The organism is Rhizobium sp. CFBP 8762, from assembly GCF_014841565.1.
Lineage (GTDB): Bacteria > Pseudomonadota > Alphaproteobacteria > Rhizobiales > Rhizobiaceae > CFBP-8762.
This window is the reverse complement of the sequence record NZ_JACYUD010000003.1, coordinates 405,807-421,215: the sequence shown is the minus strand read 5'-3', so window position 1 is coordinate 421,215 and position 15,409 is coordinate 405,807. Positions and strand designations below refer to the sequence as shown.

Below are 15,409 nucleotides of genomic sequence, written 5' to 3'. Positions count from 1 at the left end.
TTTTCTCGGAGCCGTGCAGCTCATCGCTGCGGTCATTTCACTCAACTGACGACACGCCCTAGTCCGTCCTCCTCATAACGCAATCTAGTCGATGATATACATATGAGTGCACGGAGTTCCATTCCATTCTGCACCGCCCTCCATAATGCTGTGCCTCCAGCGCTGAAGCCGATTCCTATGTCTCCACGCGAGCTCAGATCCCGTAAGACTGTTGTTACATGTGTTATTGCGTTATCTCTAAAAAGGCGCTTATGCAGTTCTTCACCGGCAGCTTCTGGAACACCGCATAGGTGGCCCAGAGTCAGACTCAAATGAGCAGATTGGCCTAGTTGGGAGTTTACGAATGCTTCGCCAGGAAAACCGTATATATCGCTGACTACAAGTAGGCGTGTGCTGACTGACAATTTGTATAAGCTTCATTGCTCGAGTGAATTGTTCTACGAGAGCGTCGGCGTGGTTACCGTCCGTCGATCACTCCAGACTTTATACTCTCCGCGCTTCAAGCGGAAGCTGGAAGCTTCGATCGATCAATAGTGAAATGGCTTCCGAATGACCCGAGCACGATCTCCTACTCCCGCAAAGATTAGACGCAGTGTTGCGTCTATTACTGGGTCGTACATGAACGCATATCGATATCGTTGAACCTTTTTCGAATCCAACTCTTACAAGTAAAGAGTTTAGAGCTCTGATCTGAGCCAATCAAATCAGAGCTCTAAACTCATGCGGGGACACGAACCGTGGCCCGCAGTCCACCCATTGGACTATCGGACAAGCGCACATTGCCGCCATGGCTGTGGGCAATGTCGCGGGCGATGGCAAGGCCAAGCCCGGTGCCGGAGGCATCGAGATTGCGCGCATCATCCAGCCGGAAAAACGGTTTGAACACATCCTCCCGATAAGCTTCGGCAATACCCGGACCATCATCGTCAACAGTAATCGTCAGCCATTTCGCACTGTGGCGGGCATCCACATGCACCGTTTTGGCATATCGACAGGCATTGGACACGAGGTTGGAAACCAACCGCGTAAAGGCATTGGGGCGTACACGAATGAGGTCTTCACCTTCCATCTGGCTGGTCAGCGTATGCCCGCGCAGATCGGCCTCGGCTGTCAACCGATGCATCAGATCGGTCAGGCGCAGTTCGCCCACGTCTTCCTCACCCTCGCCACGGGCAAAGGCCATGTAGCCCTCCAGCATGCTCTGCATATCATCGACATCCTGATTGAGATTGTCGACATCCGGGCCATCGCCCACCAGAGCCAGTTGCAAACGAAAGCGCGTCAGAATGGTCCGCAAATCATGGCTGACCCCGGTCAGCATAGCCGTTCGTTGCTCCATCTGCCGCTCGATGCGCTCGCGCATCTGAATGAAGGCAAGGCCCGCACGCCGCACTTCATCGGCCCCACGCGGTGAAAAATCCTCCGGCAGTTTCTGGCCCTTGCCAAAGCTTTCGGCTGCTCGCGCCAGCGCCATGATGGGCCGGATCTGGCCGCGCAGAAACAGGATGGAAATGGTAATCAGCACCAGCGAGGTTCCCACCATCCACAACAGGAAGATGTGCGTGTTGGACGCATAGGCCTGATTGCGCTTGGCATAGACCCGCAGAATCTGGTTCTCCAGTTGAATGCGAATCTCAACGATCTTGGAATTGCCAACCGTATCGATCCAGAACGGCCTGCGGATCTGGCTGGTGATTTCATCGCTCAAAATCTCATCCAGGATTGAGAAGAACGGTTTTGGCCGGGGCGGGGGCAACTGCCCGGTCGGCTCAATCGCGATGTTGAGGTCCAGACGTTCGCGTGCGATGCGGGCAATCTGGTCATAGTCCCCATCCGGGTCGGGATAAGTCTGAATCATGTCGATGATGGCGGAGATATCAGCTGTTACCGCAGCCGAAAGCCGTTGCGTCACCGTTTGCCAGTGCCGCTCCATGAACACCAAAGTCACCACGGATTGCAGAATGACCATGGGCAGGACAATGATCAGCAACGTGCGACCGTATAATCCCATGGGTAGGTGACGGCGCAGCCAGCGGGTAAATTGACGCCACGGCGTGTTGATGTACCGCTCCAGATCGGGCCGCAGGAAATCGGTTACTGCCATGGCGATCTCGCTCTAACTTTTGTCTTTAGGCATAATCTTGTCGATCCTCGTTTCACTCCGGTCAGATTATGCTCTCAGTCGACACTCAGCCGGTAGCCAATGCCACGTACCGTTTGCAACCAGATGGGATTGGAGGGGTCGTCCTCGATCTTGCGGCGCAATCGGTTGATTTGCACATCGATGGTGCGTTCGCCCACATCCGCCTCGTCGCCGATCAGTTCATGACGGGGCACCGTTTCACCGGCGCGCTGGGAAAACAGCATCATCATTTCCTGCTCGCGGTCCGTCAGGCGAATGTGATCGGCACCGCGCCGCAATTCCTTGCGAACGACGGAAAAGGTAAACGGGCCGAAGATGACCTGTTCGATTTTTGGCGCCTGTGTTGGTGCATTGCGGCGGAGGATATTGTTGATGCGCAGGACAAGCTCCCGCGGATCGAAGGGTTTGGCCAGATAATCGTCCGCGCCCGCTTCCAGCCCGGCAATGCGGGCCGTGGATTCCGCCAGCGCCGTCAGCATGATGATTGGCACGGTCTTAATCGTGCGCAAGCTTGCGGTGAGCGAAATACCGGTTTCGCCCGGCATCATGACATCCACGATCAGCAGATCGAAATCCATGCCTGCCAACTTCCGCCGTGCTTCAGGCGCATCGGCGGCCACGGTCACGCGGAATCCCTGTTCCATCAGATACCGGTTCAGCAGATCGCGAATCCGCCGGTCGTCGTCCACGACCAACAGGTGGGGCGCGTCATCGGTCAGCACTGCTTTCATTCTTTCCTCCCGCCATTGGCCATGCCGGCCAGAAACTCTATCACATGGGCGCGAGCTTGGGGCGCGGTTTGTGCCAATGCACGGGCGATGCGGCGGGACTGTGGCTCGGCCAGCGCCAGCGCCAGCGCACGGCCCGCTTGCGTGGGGTATAGCCGCCGCTGGCGACGGTCCTGCTCGCCAGCCAATTGTTCGATATAGCCGGAGTCAATCAACTCTTTCAGCACACGGGCAAGGCTCTGCTTGGTGATTTGCAGCGTATCCAAGAGGGCCGCGACCGTCATGCCGGGATCGCGATTGATAAAGTACACAACACGGTGATGGGCCCGTCCAAAACCGCTTTCAGACAGGATCGCATCAGGGTCGGAGATGAAGTCACGATAGGCGAAAAACATAAGTTCAATAATCTCATGTTCGCTGACATCGCGGCCGGTCATCGCCTCGGTCATCAAGGGCGCGCTGACAGGGGTCTCTTTGTCTGCCTTCAAGCGTCTATTCCTTTCTTCTCCGGTCGCGAGACCTAAAAACAATGTCAGTCATGTTGACATGTTTTTTAGCCATTGCTAGCGTTTAACGCAAATATGGTGCGCGTTTCGCGCCGCTTCATACCGCAGATGCGCCTATGCGCAAGGAGGAGACAGCATGGCATCGGTCCCATTCGATCAAATGGACGGACAAATCTGGTTCAATGGCGAGTTCGTGGCGTGGGCAGACGCAAAAATCCATGTGCTGACGCATGGTCTCCACTATGCCAGTGCTGTGTTTGAAGGCGAACGCGCCTATGGTGGTCGCATTTTCAAGCTGCGCGATCACACCGAGCGCCTGCACCAGTCGGCCCAGATTTTGGGCTTTACCATCCCCTATTCAGTGGAAGAACTGGATGCTGCGTCAGTTGAACTGCTGAAGCGTCAGGGATTTTCCGAGGCTTATGTGCGCCCGATTGCGTGGCGGGGCAGCGAGATGATGGGTGTGTCCGCGCAGAACAACCGCATCAATGTCGCGATCGCCATCTGGCAGTGGGGCAGCTATTTCAATCCGGCTGAAAAGCTGAAGGGCATCCGTCTCGATCTGGCCGAATATCGCCGCCCCGACCCGCGTACGGCACCGTCGAAATCCAAGGCCGCGGGTTTGTATATGATCTGCACAATTTCCAAACACGCAGCGGAAGCAAAGGGCTATGCGGATGCGCTGATGCTGGACTATCGCGGGCTGGTGGCCGAGGCGACCGGTGCGAATGTGTTCTTCGTCAAGGACGGCGTGATCCATACGCCGACGCCTGATTGCTTCCTGGATGGGATCACGCGCCGCACCGTGATTGAGCTTGCCAAACGCCGGGGTTTTGAAGTGGTTGAACGCGCCATTCAGCCGGAAGAAATGGCTGATTTCTCCGAATGCTTCCTGACCGGATCGGCAGCGGAGGTCACGCCGGTGTCCGAGGTCGGGCCGTACACGTTCGTGCCCGGCACAATCAGCGAAACGCTGATGAACGATTATATGAAAGAAGTCTATCCTGTGGCGGAAGCTGCCGAGTAAGGTAAAGACCATGTTACAGGCGGGTATTATCCCGGTTACGCCGTTTCAACAGAACTGCACAGTGCTGTATGACGCGGATACCAAAGAGGGCGTGGTCGTTGATCCCGGTGGCGATGTGGATCTCATCCTCGAGACCATTCGCGAGCATGGGCTGACGATCACAGCCATTTGGCTTACCCATGGGCATCTGGACCACGCAGGTGGCGCTAAAGAGCTGAAGGAAAAGCTGAGCGTCGATATTATTGGCCCGCATGAGGATGACCTGCCGCTGTTGCAGCGCATCGAAACACAGGCTCAGGCCTATAATATGCCGGGCCTTATGCAAAATGTGATGCCGGACCGGTGGCTGAACGATGGTGATACTGTCTCGCTCGGCACCCATGTCTTCGAGGTCTACCATTGCCCGGGCCATGCGCCCGGCCATGTGATCTACTTTCATCGGGCGCAAAAGTTTGCGCATCTCGGCGACGTGTTGTTCAGAGGCTCCATCGGTCGAACGGACCTGCCGGGTGGCAATCATCAGCAACTGCTGGATTCAATCCGCGACAAGGTTCTGCCGCTGGGTGATGATGTGGGCTTTATATGCGGCCACGGACCCGGCAGCAAGATTGGTGATGAGCGCCGGACCAATCCGTATCTACGTGGACTTTAAACAAAAAACGCGGGCCTGAGACCCGCGTTTTCGTAATGATCAGCCTGCTGTGCAGAAGTAGGAACGTCCATCATAGCCAACGAATGTACCTGAGCCGGGATCGAACGACCGGTAACGCTGCGAGCAATAGCGGTACCACGGGCCCGTCCACGGCTCCAGCGAGCCCTGATAGACCCGGCGGATTGGCGGCGGTGGCGGGCGACGGTAAACGCGGCGCTCTTCGTAATATCCATCATCATAGGGTGGGTCGATATAGACGCGACCGCGCGGCTGGTTGTTGGCAATAGCACCGCCGACGATCAAGCCGGTGGCAAGACCGAGCGCACCCAATGCTGCGGCATCGCCGCCTCTGTGACGATCGTGGCGATAGTAGCCTCTACGGCCCCAGTCGTCCGCTTGGGCGGTGGAAAGTGTAGGCAGAACGCTGGCGGCTGCCGCGACCGTCAGAACAGCTGCTTTAATGAACTTGTTCATGGCTTATATCCTGTGCATGGTCCGGATCACATCCGTCCTTCATGATGACACCACCATAATGCGGCGAAACTGAATACAGCCTGAATAAAAAACCCCGTTATCCCAGATTTGGGGGGTAACGGGGTTTTTCAGATTCAAAACGTATCGAGCAGTTTCAGCTCTGGTTGTCGCGCATTGTGCCGGTCCACCCGCTGCACATTTGATGCGACGAGCTCAGTTCAACCGGCAATTTGCAGGTTTACAGCCTTCGGGCCCTTGCCGCGACGGTCTGGCTCTGTCTCGAAGCTGACTTTCTGGTTTTCGGCCAGTTCGTTCAGTCCGGATGCCTGCACGGCTGAAATATGAACAAAGATATCAGCCCCGCCATTGTCCGGCTTAATAAAGCCGAAGCCCTTGTCGGAGTTGAAGAATTTTACAATGCCAGTCTCGGCCATGCGTCAGGTCCTTTTAATTCCGTCCACCATCTCCTTGGACGGCAAGTTCAGTTTGCCCCCTCGCAGGAGCGTGTTGGGCGCAGGCATGTCTTTATTCGGTGGGACGCCCATCCCGCCGCTGCCAATCTGTTGCCTGACCCACCTCAGTCGCTTCACATTGGCTATCCAGAGCCTCGCGCCTCCGAATTGCAGAAAGTTCTAGGTTTCCCCGAGTTCGCACGTTGCCCGAGCAAGTTAAGATTGTAGGCTTTAGCCTGTCTTGGCAAGAAAAACTTTTCCTGCTGTTACGCTCTTACTGAACCTGTTTTTCATAAGGCTTGAAACCCGTCGCACGCTTCTACGTCTTTTGACGTAGGCATTGGGTTGCAGCCAGGCACCCCTTAGTTTTCAGGCATTCTATAAGTATAACTATTCCAGTACGGTCCTACGTTTTCCGCGCAGCAGTTCCGGCCCCAGCTCAACCAGCAGCATGGCGGCAAACAGGATGGCGCAGCCGAGATAGCCGATCGGCGATATCGTTTCGCCCAGCAGGATGATGCCGAAAAGTGCGGCAAACAAAGCTTCGCTGGAAAGGAAAATGGCTGCTTGCGGCGCGGTTGTATAGCGCTGACCGACCACCTGACAAATGAATGCGACACCGCTGGAAAACACGCCCGCGTAAAGAAGCTCCGGGATTGTCTCGCTGATGGCTTGCCAACTGATCGGTTCATAAAAGAGCGCCACCAGAAGACCGGCGAGCGAACAAACGGCAAACTGCACGGTAGACAGCATCATGGGCCGCCCGGTATCGCCCACAAACAGGCCGACCATCATGACCTGCAAAGCCCAGAAAACCGCACACACAATTGTCAACGCGTCACCCACGACCAGCGTGGAAACCTGCCCGCCGCTCAACAGAAAAATGCCGAGGGCAGACAGACAGGCTGCGGGCCAGATAATCCAGTGGGGCTTGCGGCGCAACAAAACCACGGTCAGCACAGGGACAAACACGACATACAAGCCGGTCAAAAAGCCGGAATTGGTGACTGTGGTCGTCAAAAGGCCGATTTGTTGCGTTACGGACCCCATGAACAAGGCGAGACCAATCAAAATAAAGTTTCGATAGTCCTTAGGTTGAATGATCGTCGTGGCACGTCTGGCTTCAAAAAGTGCCAGGGGAAGGGCAACAAGGGTGGCGATGCCAAACCGGATTGCGATAAACCAGAGCGGTCCCATCGATTCCATGGCGGTCGATTGTGCAACGAAGCCCGCACCCCAGATCGCTCCCGTCATCAGCAGAAAAAGATTGGCCTGAATGCGTGTCATAAACTTACCTTTGCCGGAGAAGCTTGAAATCGGGAACTGTTGGGATAAGGATATCGCAAGAGGATGAGTGATGACGGCCTTGTCTGTAAATGCGCCCGTGAGTTGCTAGCAATGAAATCTATTTTAGGCAAGGCTTCGGGATGCCCGACGGTCGCCGCTTGCGTGGCGGGTGTCGTGGCGGCCATGGGTGCAGCCCCGGCATCGGCCTCCGTTTATCAGCAGTTCCGCGATTGGGTGGTATCCTGCAGCAATGGATTAACCTGTGAAGCCTTTCATGCCGAATGGGAAAGTCCGAGCTTTCGCTCGGTGCTGCTGCGGCGGGGCATTGAACCCTTGGCTCCGGTCACGCTGGAGCTGGTCGCAACACCCAATCTGTTGGCTATGGCGGGCGCGGACGCGACTGTCGCATTCCTGATTGATGATGCCGAAGTGCTTTCCGTTCCGGTCAAGGATTTACGACTGGAGCCGGAACACCAGATGTTCGTCTATGGCGATGTGTCCGGCATGACGCGACTGTTGAGCAGCATGCAGGACGGCAAGACCATGAAAGTGCTGATGCGGGGCAAGGGCGGTTCAGCCGCCTATGAACTCCCGCTGTCGGGTTTCACGGCCAGCCTTTTGCGCGTGGACGATGTGCAGGGACGAACGGGGCGGGACGACGCGTTGCGCGCCAAGGGCAGCAACCCACCGCCTGCCTCTGCACCCGTTCGCGATATTACGTCGCTTGATCAACTCCCTCAATCCATCCGGGTGGATTTTGACGGTGCAAACGCAGTCTGCCGTACGGGCGAAGCGGGCCAACCAACGGTTTTGAGTGGATTTGACTTTCGCTTCGAGAACGATAACCGATTGATCGGCATGCCCTGCGGCACCGCCGGAGCGTATAACCAGCCGTTTGCGCTTTATGGCGGCAAGGGCGATACCCTGAAACGCTTGTCGATCCCCTCGATGCTTGCCGGGGGGCCGAGTGTCATTTCCACGGTCTATAATGTCGGGCTCGATATTCGCGGGCGTGAACTCACCGCCTTTTTTAAAGGCCGGGGCTTGGGCGACTGTGGCATCATGCAGGTGTGGACACTGAACGAAGGCAATACCGATACCCAGGGTCCTGGAACCGTATTGACGCTGAAAGAGCAGCGCGAAAAACCTGAATGCGATGGGCTGGGGGAGGACGGTACGCGCGATTGGCCGATGAAGTGGCCGATCAAACCATCCTAGAGAGCTTACGAATTTTCGGGGAAACGCTGCGCACGTTTACCGGAAATCTCTAGTCGCTCGCCGCACGAGAAACGCGCAACAGCTTCCCATCCTCGCCATCCGTCAACAGAAGCACCGAGCCGTCCGGCGCTACGGTCACATCGCGCAAACGTCCGAATTCGCCTTCCAACATGCGCTCTTCGCCAAGGATCTTTCCACTCTCATCCCGTTCAAGACGCGATAGCAGCTGAAATTTCAGCGCGGCAACAAGAATGTCACCATCCCACTCGGGAAACATCGCGCCGCGATAGACCGCGAGCGCCCCCGGCGCAATGGATGGATCCCAGTAATAGGCGGGCTGCTCATAGCCTTGGGCAGATGTACCGCGACCGATATCGGCACCGGAATAGTCCTTGCCATAGGTGATAACAGGCCAGCCGTAATTCTTGTCGGGCTGAGGCTGGTTGACTTCATCACCCCCGCGCGCGCCGTGTTCCACCGTCCACAAGGTCTGGTCAGCCGGATCGAAGGTGATACCCTGCGCGTTGCGGTGGCCGAAGGACCAGATTTCCGGCAGGGCGGTCTTGCTGTCGCGATGGGGGTTCGATTGTGGGATCGTTCCATCTGCGTTGATGTGCAGCACGGAGCCCGCATGGTCTTTCGGATCCTGCGCGCGGTCGCGCTCGCCGCGATCACCGATTGCAAAGAACAGGCTACCATCTTTTGCAACGGCTATGCGTGATCCGAAATGCTGTCCCTTCGTGGTGAACCGGTTCATGCGAAACAGTTCCTTCACATCTGCCAGGCTCTTTTCATCGGCGCTGAGTTCGCCGCGAACAACAGCGGTGCCATAGCCGCCTTCGCCAGCGACAGACATGGTAAGAAAAATGGTGCGGTTGGCCGCAAAATCCTGCGCGAGCGCCACGTCCAGAAGGCCGCCTTGACCTTGCACCGCGACGGTTGGAAGCCCTCTGACAGGTTCAGATGTTTTACCATCGCGGACGATACGCAACTGGCCGGTGCGCTCAGTCACAATCATGCCGCCGTCGGGCAGGGCCTCCACAGCCCATGGCGAGTCCAGACCGTCTGCGAGTGTTTCGACCTCGATCTGGACTTTTTTTGTTGGAAAAGTCTCTGCGGTGACGCCTGCCACTGGCATGAGGGAAAACAGGAAAAGACCGGTTGCCGCTGTCGTACTGTTCATTCCTGTTCTCCCTTAAAACTGCTTAACTATAGCCTGTGCCGATCAGGACAAGACCAGCGCTGCCGACCAGTACAAGTGCTGCCAGCACGATTTTCTCCATTGTATGAAGACGGGCCAGGAAATGAAGGGGGCGGGCTTTGTGACTATCGGTTCTCATGGACATGGTTCAGTTCTGCTGGGCTTTGGAGTGCAAGGTGAATGGAAGGCTGGGCGGGTGGTGCCGGTGCTTTCGAAAGGACAAGGCCGAAGACCATGCCAATGCAGGCCGTCAGCGCAACGAGCGTCCAGCGGGCGTTGTCGGTGTGGGAGCGGGCAGCACAGCCCGGGCGATCATCCTCAAACAGCATCTGGTCCCTCCTTGCTCGTTCAGTGGTGCTAATAGACCGGCGCAAGGCGGTGCCATCGGGGCGCAATTGCGGCAACGCGCGACAATTGTGATGGCAAAATTTGGGCGCGTTAACTGTTTTTCCTTGAAACCACGGGGTTCTTTAGACATACACCTAAACGCTACGGAGCCCGTTAACGGGCCGCCGCCGCGATATGCTGTTTCAAACCTGACAGGACAATCGTATTATGGCCTTCCTTGCCGACGCTCTCTCCCGTGTTAAGCCATCCGCAACCATCGCCGTTTCGCAGAAAGCGCGTGAGCTGAAAGCGAAAGGCCGTGACGTTATTGGCCTGGGTGCCGGTGAGCCGGATTTCGACACGCCTGACAACATCAAGCAGGCGGCAATCGAGGCGATCAATCGCGGCGAAACGAAATACACGCCTGTTGCAGGCATTCCCGAACTGCGCGAAGCGATTGTCAAGAAGTTCAAGCGCGAGAACAATCTCGACTACACGGCCGCGCAGACCATTGTCGGCACCGGCGGAAAGCAGATTCTTTTCAACGCGTTCATGGCGACCATGAATGCAGGTGATGAAGTCGTTATTCCGACCCCATACTGGGTATCCTACCCGGAAATGGTGTCATTGTGCGGCGGTACGCCCGTGTTCGTGGCAACCACGCAAGAGAACAATTTCAAGCTGACCCCGGACGATCTGGACAAGGCCATCACGCCGAAAACCAAATGGTTTATCTTCAACTCGCCATCCAACCCTTCGGGCGCAGCCTATAGCCATGACGAGTTGAAGGCGTTGACGGACGTGCTGATGAAGCACGACCATGTCTGGGTGTTGACCGATGACATGTATGAGCATCTGACCTATGGCGACTTCAAGTTTGCCACGCCTGTGGAGGTGGAGCCAGGCCTCTACAACCGTACGCTGACGATGAATGGTGTCTCCAAAGCCTACGCCATGACGGGCTGGCGCATTGGCTACGCAGCCGGACCGCTGGAACTGATCAAAGCGATGGACATGATTCAGGGGCAGCAGACCTCCGGCGCATGCTCCATTGCGCAATGGGCCGCGGTTGAGGCGCTGAACGGCACACAGGATTTCATCCCGGAAAACAAGCGTATTTTCGAAGGCCGCCGCGATCTCGTCGTATCCATGCTCAATCAGGCAACAGGTATCGAGTGCCCATCTCCGGAAGGTGCGTTCTACGTCTACCCGTCCTGCAAAGGCTTGATCGGCAAGACGGCGCCATCCGGCAAGGTTCTGGAATCGGACGAGGATTTCGTAACCGAGCTGTTGGAAACCGAAGGGGTGGCCGTGGTGCATGGTTCGGCATTCGGGCTGGGCCCGAATTTCCGCATCTCCTACGCAACGTCGGAAGCCCTGCTGGAAGAGGCCTGCAAGCGTATCCAGCGTTTTGCTGCTGCCTGCAAGTAATTGCACTTGTGAGACATGGAGCGACCGGTATCAGCCGGTCGATCCATCCGTAAACTTTAAATTAGAAATTCTTATGGTATAATTTTGGGGTGCGTGATGGTCGGTCAGCGCCCCGTTTGGATGTGCCCGTCAAGCGCTGGACCATGAGGAGAGCGTTTGTCTGATGAAGTTTAGCCTCGATCTCGCAACGGTCTTGCTGCTGTTCAATACATCCCTCGTGGTCGGTGCCATCAGTTGTCTGCATGCGCTGTTTTATTCCCCTGGCAATCGTGGGCTCGGTATCCTCGCCGCTTCTTTCCTAAGCCTGTCCTGCGGATCAGCAATCGCCGGGTTGGGGGAAACGGGACTGCTGCCGTTGCATTTGTGGGCCTACAGCAATGTTTTTTTGGGGTTTTTTGGCTATGCCTTCATGTGGCTTGGGATTCGCATTCTGAGCGGACGGACGTCGGATCGTGCGATTGTGTTCGCGCTTTTTATTCCCGCTATGTGGATCGTCGTTGCTCTGATCACGGACTTTCCGGTCGATAATATGATGCGGGCCACGGCATTTCACGTCACGGCCATCGGGTATCTTGCTTTCAGTGTTGCGGACGTTTTGCTAGACCACCGGCGCGAGCCGCTTCCGTCGCGTCTGTTGCTGGCTGCATTTTTGCTGGGCAGTTGCCTTGGATTCGTGTGGAGCCTTGCCGGAATTCTGGCGCCGGGGTCCTACGGTCCCAGCATTTCCACAGCGTTCTTTCTTCAGATACTCGTTAATTTCGGGATCGCCATGTCGTCAATCACCCTTGGCAAGGAGCGGGTGGAAACCCAACTGCGCCATGCAGCCTTGACGGACACCCTGACCAATGTCGGAAATCGTCGGTGGTTCTTTTCGCAGCTTCCCGCGCAGCCGATGCCGGGGAGCGCAATCATTGCCATGGATATCGATCTCTTCAAGTTGATTAACGACAATTACGGGCACGAATGCGGAGACGCCGTGCTGCATGGCTTTGGTCAGCGCATCAAAGGGGATTTGCGGGGGGATGACGTTTTTGCGCGCATGGGGGGAGAGGAGTTCTGCCTGTATCTGCCGGAAACCTCTGCCGATGCAGCGATGGTGCTTGCTGACCGTCTTCGTACAACGGTGTCCAGGACGCCCTTTCCGGCCTGCGATCGTGAACTGAGCGTGACCATCAGCCTTGGTATTGCTATCACCTGCTCCAGTGACCGGACGTGGTCCGATGTTCTTCGCCGTGCCGATAACGCGCTCTACAACGCCAAATATTGCGGCCGCAATTGCGTGCGGATGGAAACGCTTCCGGCCGCACGTGTGGAAATGGCCCAATCACAAGCCAGCCCATTCCCACGCCAGTTTGACGGGCTTGCAGAAACGCTATCCCCCCGAAACGCCTGATGTTACCTTATCGACACCGGCCTTCCCTTGCGTTATCAGCCGCGCGCTTCGCTGCCCCTTGGTGTGAATCCATAACCAGCTGATGGCAACGGCCAGCCGGTTTCGCATGCCGATCAGGAAGTAGATATGGGCAATGCCCCACAGCCACCAGGCCACCGCACCGCGAAGCTTGATCCAGCCGAAGTCGATCACCGCAAGACGCCTCCCGATTGTGGCCAGACTTCCGCCGTGCTTGTACCGGAAGGGCGAAACGCTTTCGCTCTTGCCAGCGTGTTCGGCCATAAGCAACTCGGCAACGTAGCGGCCTTGCTGCTTGGCAGCCGGCGCGATACCTGGAACCGGCTTGCCTTCGGTATCCATGACCGATGCCGTATCGCCAATGACATAGATATCCTTGCGACCGGGAAGCCGCAGCTGTGGGTCCACCACTACCCGGCCGGCCCGGTCCGCTTCTGCTTCCAGCCAGCGCGCGGCATTGGACGCCTTGACCCCGGCTGCCCACAGAATGGTACGTGCCGCAAGTCGCTCGCCGCCATAGACAACACCATCGGCATCACACACGGAAACGGCATTGCCCAAATGCACTTCCACACCCAGGTTCTCCAAAGCTTTTTTGGAGTACTCCGACAAATCTTCAGGGAATGCCGACAGTACCCGCTGTCCGGCCTCGATCAAGACGATGCGGGTACGGGTGGGGTCGTAGCGGCGAAACTCTCCTTTCAGGGTGTTATGAGCCAGTTCGGCGATCGTGCCAGCCAGTTCAACCCCGGTTGGCCCGCCACCGATGACGACGAAGGTCAACAAGGCCGCTTGTTCCGCCGGGTCCGTTTCGCGTTCTGCGTCCTCGAAAGCGGTTAGCATCCTGCGGCGGATTGTCGTTGCGTCCTCCAGCGTTTTCAGCCCAGGCGCAAACTCTTCCCACTCGTCATGGCCGAAATAGGCGTGGCTTGCGCCGGTCGCAATGATCAGCCGATCAAACCGCACCTTGCTGCCATCGTCCAGTAGAACCAGATTGTTGGCCCGGTCTACCGCTGTTACCGTTGCCAGAAGGGTGGTCACGTTCTTGTTATCGCGGAAGAAGTGCCGGACGGGCCACGCGATTTCCGATGTCGCCAGCGACGACGTTGCAACCTGATAGAGCAGCGGCTGGAAAAGATGGTGGTTGCGCTGGTCGATAATGGTGACATCAGCGTCCATATCGCGCAGACGATAGGCCGCCTCCAATCCACCAAAACCCGCACCGATGATAACGATGTGATGACGCTGCTCGACTGTCATGGAAGACTCCATCTGCGTGAATGAGATCCACGCCTTTTAGACATTGCTTGCGCTAAATCCTACCTAAAATTATCATGTTTTTGCTAAAAATCAAAAATGGAGTTCATGAAAACGCCGCCAGTTTAATCGGCGGCGTAGTCCATTCATATCTATGGTCTCGCTAAAAGCTTCAGCTTGCCTGATCCAGCGTGGGATAATCCGTGTAACCCTTGGCGCCACCGCCGTAGAAGGTCGCCTGATCCTGAGGATTGAGGGGCGCGTTTTCGCGGAAGCGACGAACGAGATCCGGGTTGGCGATGAAAGGCTTGCCATAGGCAACGAGATCGGCTTCACCCGACTCCACGGCCTTTTCCCCCATATCCCGGTCATAGGCGTTGTTAACCATCCACGCACCGGTGCCGCCATTGCTGGTATAGGCTAAGCGCAAAGCATCGTAATCAAAGCTTTCGTCGCCTTGCTTGTGATCACGCGGACCACCGGTGGCACCTTCGATCACGTGAATGTAAGCCAGCTTGTAGGGGCCGATGGCCTTGGCAACATAATCAAACAACGGCTGCGGCTCTGAATCAAACACGTCATTGGCCGGGGTGACCGGTGACAACCGAATGCCCGTGCGTCCACCGCCAATTTCCTTGGTCACGGCATCGACCACTTCCAGCAGAAGCCGCGCGCGGTTTTCTATCGAACCGCCATAGGAGTCGGTGCGGGTGTTGGCACTGGACCGCAGGAACTGATCCAGAAGATAACCATTGGCCGCGTGTATTTCCACGCCATCAAAACCGGCGTCGATAGCGGCGCGAGCAGCGCGACGATAATCTTCAACGATGCCCGGCAACTCATCGAGCTCCAGCGCCCTGGGTTCCGAGGTTTCCGCAAAATGGCCGGAGCCATCAGGATTGACCAGATAGGTCTTCGCCTTTGCTGCAATTGCGGATGGAGCGACCGGCTTGCCACCATTTGGCTGAAGATCGACATGTGAAATACGGCCCACATGCCACATCTGCACAACAATCTTGCCGCCGGCTGCGTGCACCGCATCGGTGACTTTTTTCCAACCGGCAAGCGCCTCCTGCGAATACAGGCCCGGCACATCGGCATAGCCCTGACCCTGATGCGTAATGGCGGTCGCTTCGGTGATGAGCAGGCCAGCCGTGGCGCGCTGCTCGTAATAAGTTACGTTCAGCGTGTTGGGGACTGCGCCGGGAGAGCGGTTGCGGGTCAACGGCGCCATGACGATGCGGTTTGCGAGATCGATGTCGCCAACGCGAATGGGGTCGAAAAGAGTAGCCATG

16 protein-coding genes are annotated in these 15,409 nt (G+C 56.8%); 5 read left to right on the top strand and 11 right to left on the bottom strand.

Annotated features, from left to right (window positions below; translation table 11 throughout):
- Positions 1–718 precede the first annotated feature (718 nt).
- From IFT84_RS10610 to IFT84_RS10600, 3 genes are all read right to left on the bottom strand, one after another.
- The gene (locus IFT84_RS10610) at positions 719–2,104 is read right to left on the bottom strand and encodes an ATP-binding protein (RefSeq protein ID WP_192119107.1); all 1,386 of its coding nucleotides are present in this window, start codon (positions 2,102–2,104) and stop codon (positions 719–721) included.
- A 74-nt stretch (positions 2,105–2,178) separates the two neighbouring features.
- Positions 2,179–2,874 (bottom strand): response regulator, encoded by a 696-nt coding sequence (locus tag IFT84_RS10605; RefSeq protein WP_192119105.1) that lies wholly within the window; start codon positions 2,872–2,874, stop codon positions 2,179–2,181.
- A complete protein-coding gene (locus IFT84_RS10600; RefSeq protein WP_446737587.1) occupies positions 2,871–3,320 on the bottom strand; it encodes a MarR family winged helix-turn-helix transcriptional regulator in 450 nt (149 codons plus the stop codon). The genes IFT84_RS10605 and IFT84_RS10600 overlap by 4 nt, the downstream gene beginning before the upstream one ends.
- 193 nt (positions 3,321–3,513) lie before the next feature.
- Between IFT84_RS10600 and IFT84_RS10595 the strand changes: the two genes are divergently transcribed.
- Together IFT84_RS10595 and IFT84_RS10590 are read left to right on the top strand one after the other, a co-directional pair.
- Positions 3,514–4,404, top strand: coding sequence for a branched-chain amino acid aminotransferase (locus IFT84_RS10595; protein WP_192119103.1), 891 nt, complete (start codon positions 3,514–3,516; stop codon positions 4,402–4,404).
- A gap of 10 nt (positions 4,405–4,414) precedes the next feature.
- Positions 4,415–5,056, top strand: coding sequence for an MBL fold metallo-hydrolase (locus tag IFT84_RS10590; protein ID WP_192119101.1), 642 nt, complete (start codon positions 4,415–4,417; stop codon positions 5,054–5,056).
- A gap of 39 nt (positions 5,057–5,095) precedes the next feature.
- Here IFT84_RS10590 and IFT84_RS10585 read toward each other — a convergent pair whose 3' ends face one another.
- From IFT84_RS10585 to IFT84_RS10575, 3 genes are all read right to left on the bottom strand, one after another.
- Positions 5,096–5,530, bottom strand: a complete 435-nt coding sequence (locus IFT84_RS10585; RefSeq protein WP_192119099.1) for a BA14K family protein — start codon at positions 5,528–5,530, stop codon at positions 5,096–5,098.
- Positions 5,531–5,748: 218 nt separating this feature from the next.
- On the bottom strand, positions 5,749–5,964 hold the full coding sequence (locus IFT84_RS10580) for a cold-shock protein (protein WP_192119097.1): 216 nt from the start codon (positions 5,962–5,964) through the stop codon (positions 5,749–5,751).
- 408 nt (positions 5,965–6,372) lie between these two features.
- Entirely contained in the window at positions 6,373–7,269 is an 897-nt protein-coding gene (locus IFT84_RS10575; protein ID WP_192119095.1) for a DMT family transporter, read from the bottom strand.
- Positions 7,270–7,380: 111 nt separating this feature from the next.
- On the opposite strand from IFT84_RS10575, the gene IFT84_RS10570 reads away from it, so the two are divergent.
- Positions 7,381–8,487 carry a DUF1176 domain-containing protein gene (locus IFT84_RS10570; protein ID WP_192119093.1) on the top strand — a complete coding sequence of 369 codons (1,107 nt, stop codon included), beginning with the start codon at positions 7,381–7,383 and terminating at the stop codon, positions 8,485–8,487.
- 49 nt (positions 8,488–8,536) lie between these two features.
- On the opposite strand, the gene IFT84_RS10565 is transcribed toward IFT84_RS10570, so the two are convergent.
- The 3 genes from IFT84_RS10565 to IFT84_RS10555 are packed head-to-tail and all read right to left on the bottom strand — an operon-like array spanning position 8,537 to position 10,017.
- On the bottom strand, positions 8,537–9,670 hold the full coding sequence (locus tag IFT84_RS10565) for a PQQ-dependent sugar dehydrogenase (protein ID WP_446737583.1): 1,134 nt from the start codon (positions 9,668–9,670) through the stop codon (positions 8,537–8,539).
- Between the two features lie 22 nt (positions 9,671–9,692).
- Positions 9,693–9,833: a hypothetical protein gene (locus IFT84_RS10560; protein WP_192119091.1), complete on the bottom strand. Its 141-nt coding sequence runs from the start codon at positions 9,831–9,833 to the stop codon at positions 9,693–9,695.
- A complete protein-coding gene (locus tag IFT84_RS10555; RefSeq protein WP_192119089.1) occupies positions 9,814–10,017 on the bottom strand; it encodes a hypothetical protein in 204 nt (67 codons plus the stop codon). The genes IFT84_RS10560 and IFT84_RS10555 overlap by 20 nt, the downstream gene beginning before the upstream one ends.
- 226 nt (positions 10,018–10,243) lie before the next feature.
- Between IFT84_RS10555 and IFT84_RS10550 the strand changes: the two genes are divergently transcribed.
- Together IFT84_RS10550 and IFT84_RS10545 are read left to right on the top strand one after the other, a co-directional pair.
- Positions 10,244–11,446, top strand: coding sequence for a pyridoxal phosphate-dependent aminotransferase (locus IFT84_RS10550; RefSeq protein ID WP_192119087.1), 1,203 nt, complete (start codon positions 10,244–10,246; stop codon positions 11,444–11,446).
- A 163-nt stretch (positions 11,447–11,609) separates the two neighbouring features.
- On the top strand, positions 11,610–12,839 hold the full coding sequence (locus IFT84_RS10545) for a GGDEF domain-containing protein (RefSeq protein ID WP_192119085.1): 1,230 nt from the start codon (positions 11,610–11,612) through the stop codon (positions 12,837–12,839).
- Here the strand turns inward: IFT84_RS10545 and IFT84_RS10540 are convergent.
- Together IFT84_RS10540 and IFT84_RS10535 are read right to left on the bottom strand one after the other, a co-directional pair.
- Positions 12,819–14,117, bottom strand: coding sequence for an NAD(P)/FAD-dependent oxidoreductase (locus IFT84_RS10540; RefSeq protein ID WP_192119083.1), 1,299 nt, complete (start codon positions 14,115–14,117; stop codon positions 12,819–12,821). The genes IFT84_RS10545 and IFT84_RS10540 overlap by 21 nt on opposite strands.
- Positions 14,118–14,286: 169 nt before the next feature.
- Entirely contained in the window at positions 14,287–15,408 is a 1,122-nt protein-coding gene (locus IFT84_RS10535; protein WP_192119081.1) for an alkene reductase, read from the bottom strand.
- Between the last annotated feature and the right edge of the window lies 1 nt (position 15,409).

Bases quoted from the DNA above. Each gene is read 5' to 3' on its own strand.
- IFT84_RS10555 (WP_192119089.1), bottom strand. From the start codon at position 10,017: ATGCTGTTTGAGGATGATCGCCCGGGCTGTGCTGCCCGCTCCCACACC.
- IFT84_RS10600 (WP_446737587.1), bottom strand. From the start codon at position 3,320: ATGACCGAGGCGATGACCGGCCGCGATGTCAGCGAACATGAGATTATT.
- IFT84_RS10585 (WP_192119099.1), bottom strand. From the start codon at position 5,530: ATGAACAAGTTCATTAAAGCAGCTGTTCTGACGGTCGCGGCAGCCGCC.
- IFT84_RS10545 (WP_192119085.1), top strand. From the start codon at position 11,610: ATGAAGTTTAGCCTCGATCTCGCAACGGTCTTGCTGCTGTTCAATACA.
- IFT84_RS10575 (WP_192119095.1), bottom strand. From the start codon at position 7,269: ATGACACGCATTCAGGCCAATCTTTTTCTGCTGATGACGGGAGCGATC.
- IFT84_RS10570 (WP_192119093.1), top strand. From the start codon at position 7,381: ATGAAATCTATTTTAGGCAAGGCTTCGGGATGCCCGACGGTCGCCGCT.
- IFT84_RS10595 (WP_192119103.1), top strand. From the start codon at position 3,514: ATGGCATCGGTCCCATTCGATCAAATGGACGGACAAATCTGGTTCAAT.
- IFT84_RS10590 (WP_192119101.1), top strand. From the start codon at position 4,415: ATGTTACAGGCGGGTATTATCCCGGTTACGCCGTTTCAACAGAACTGC.
- IFT84_RS10560 (WP_192119091.1), bottom strand. From the start codon at position 9,833: ATGTCCATGAGAACCGATAGTCACAAAGCCCGCCCCCTTCATTTCCTG.
- IFT84_RS10565 (WP_446737583.1), bottom strand. From the start codon at position 9,670: ATGAACAGTACGACAGCGGCAACCGGTCTTTTCCTGTTTTCCCTCATG.
- IFT84_RS10535 (WP_192119081.1), bottom strand. From the start codon at position 15,408: ATGGCTACTCTTTTCGACCCCATTCGCGTTGGCGACATCGATCTCGCA.
- IFT84_RS10610 (WP_192119107.1), bottom strand. From the start codon at position 2,104: ATGGCAGTAACCGATTTCCTGCGGCCCGATCTGGAGCGGTACATCAAC.
- IFT84_RS10550 (WP_192119087.1), top strand. From the start codon at position 10,244: ATGGCCTTCCTTGCCGACGCTCTCTCCCGTGTTAAGCCATCCGCAACC.
- IFT84_RS10580 (WP_192119097.1), bottom strand. From the start codon at position 5,964: ATGGCCGAGACTGGCATTGTAAAATTCTTCAACTCCGACAAGGGCTTC.
- IFT84_RS10605 (WP_192119105.1), bottom strand. From the start codon at position 2,874: ATGAAAGCAGTGCTGACCGATGACGCGCCCCACCTGTTGGTCGTGGAC.
- IFT84_RS10540 (WP_192119083.1), bottom strand. From the start codon at position 14,117: ATGACAGTCGAGCAGCGTCATCACATCGTTATCATCGGTGCGGGTTTT.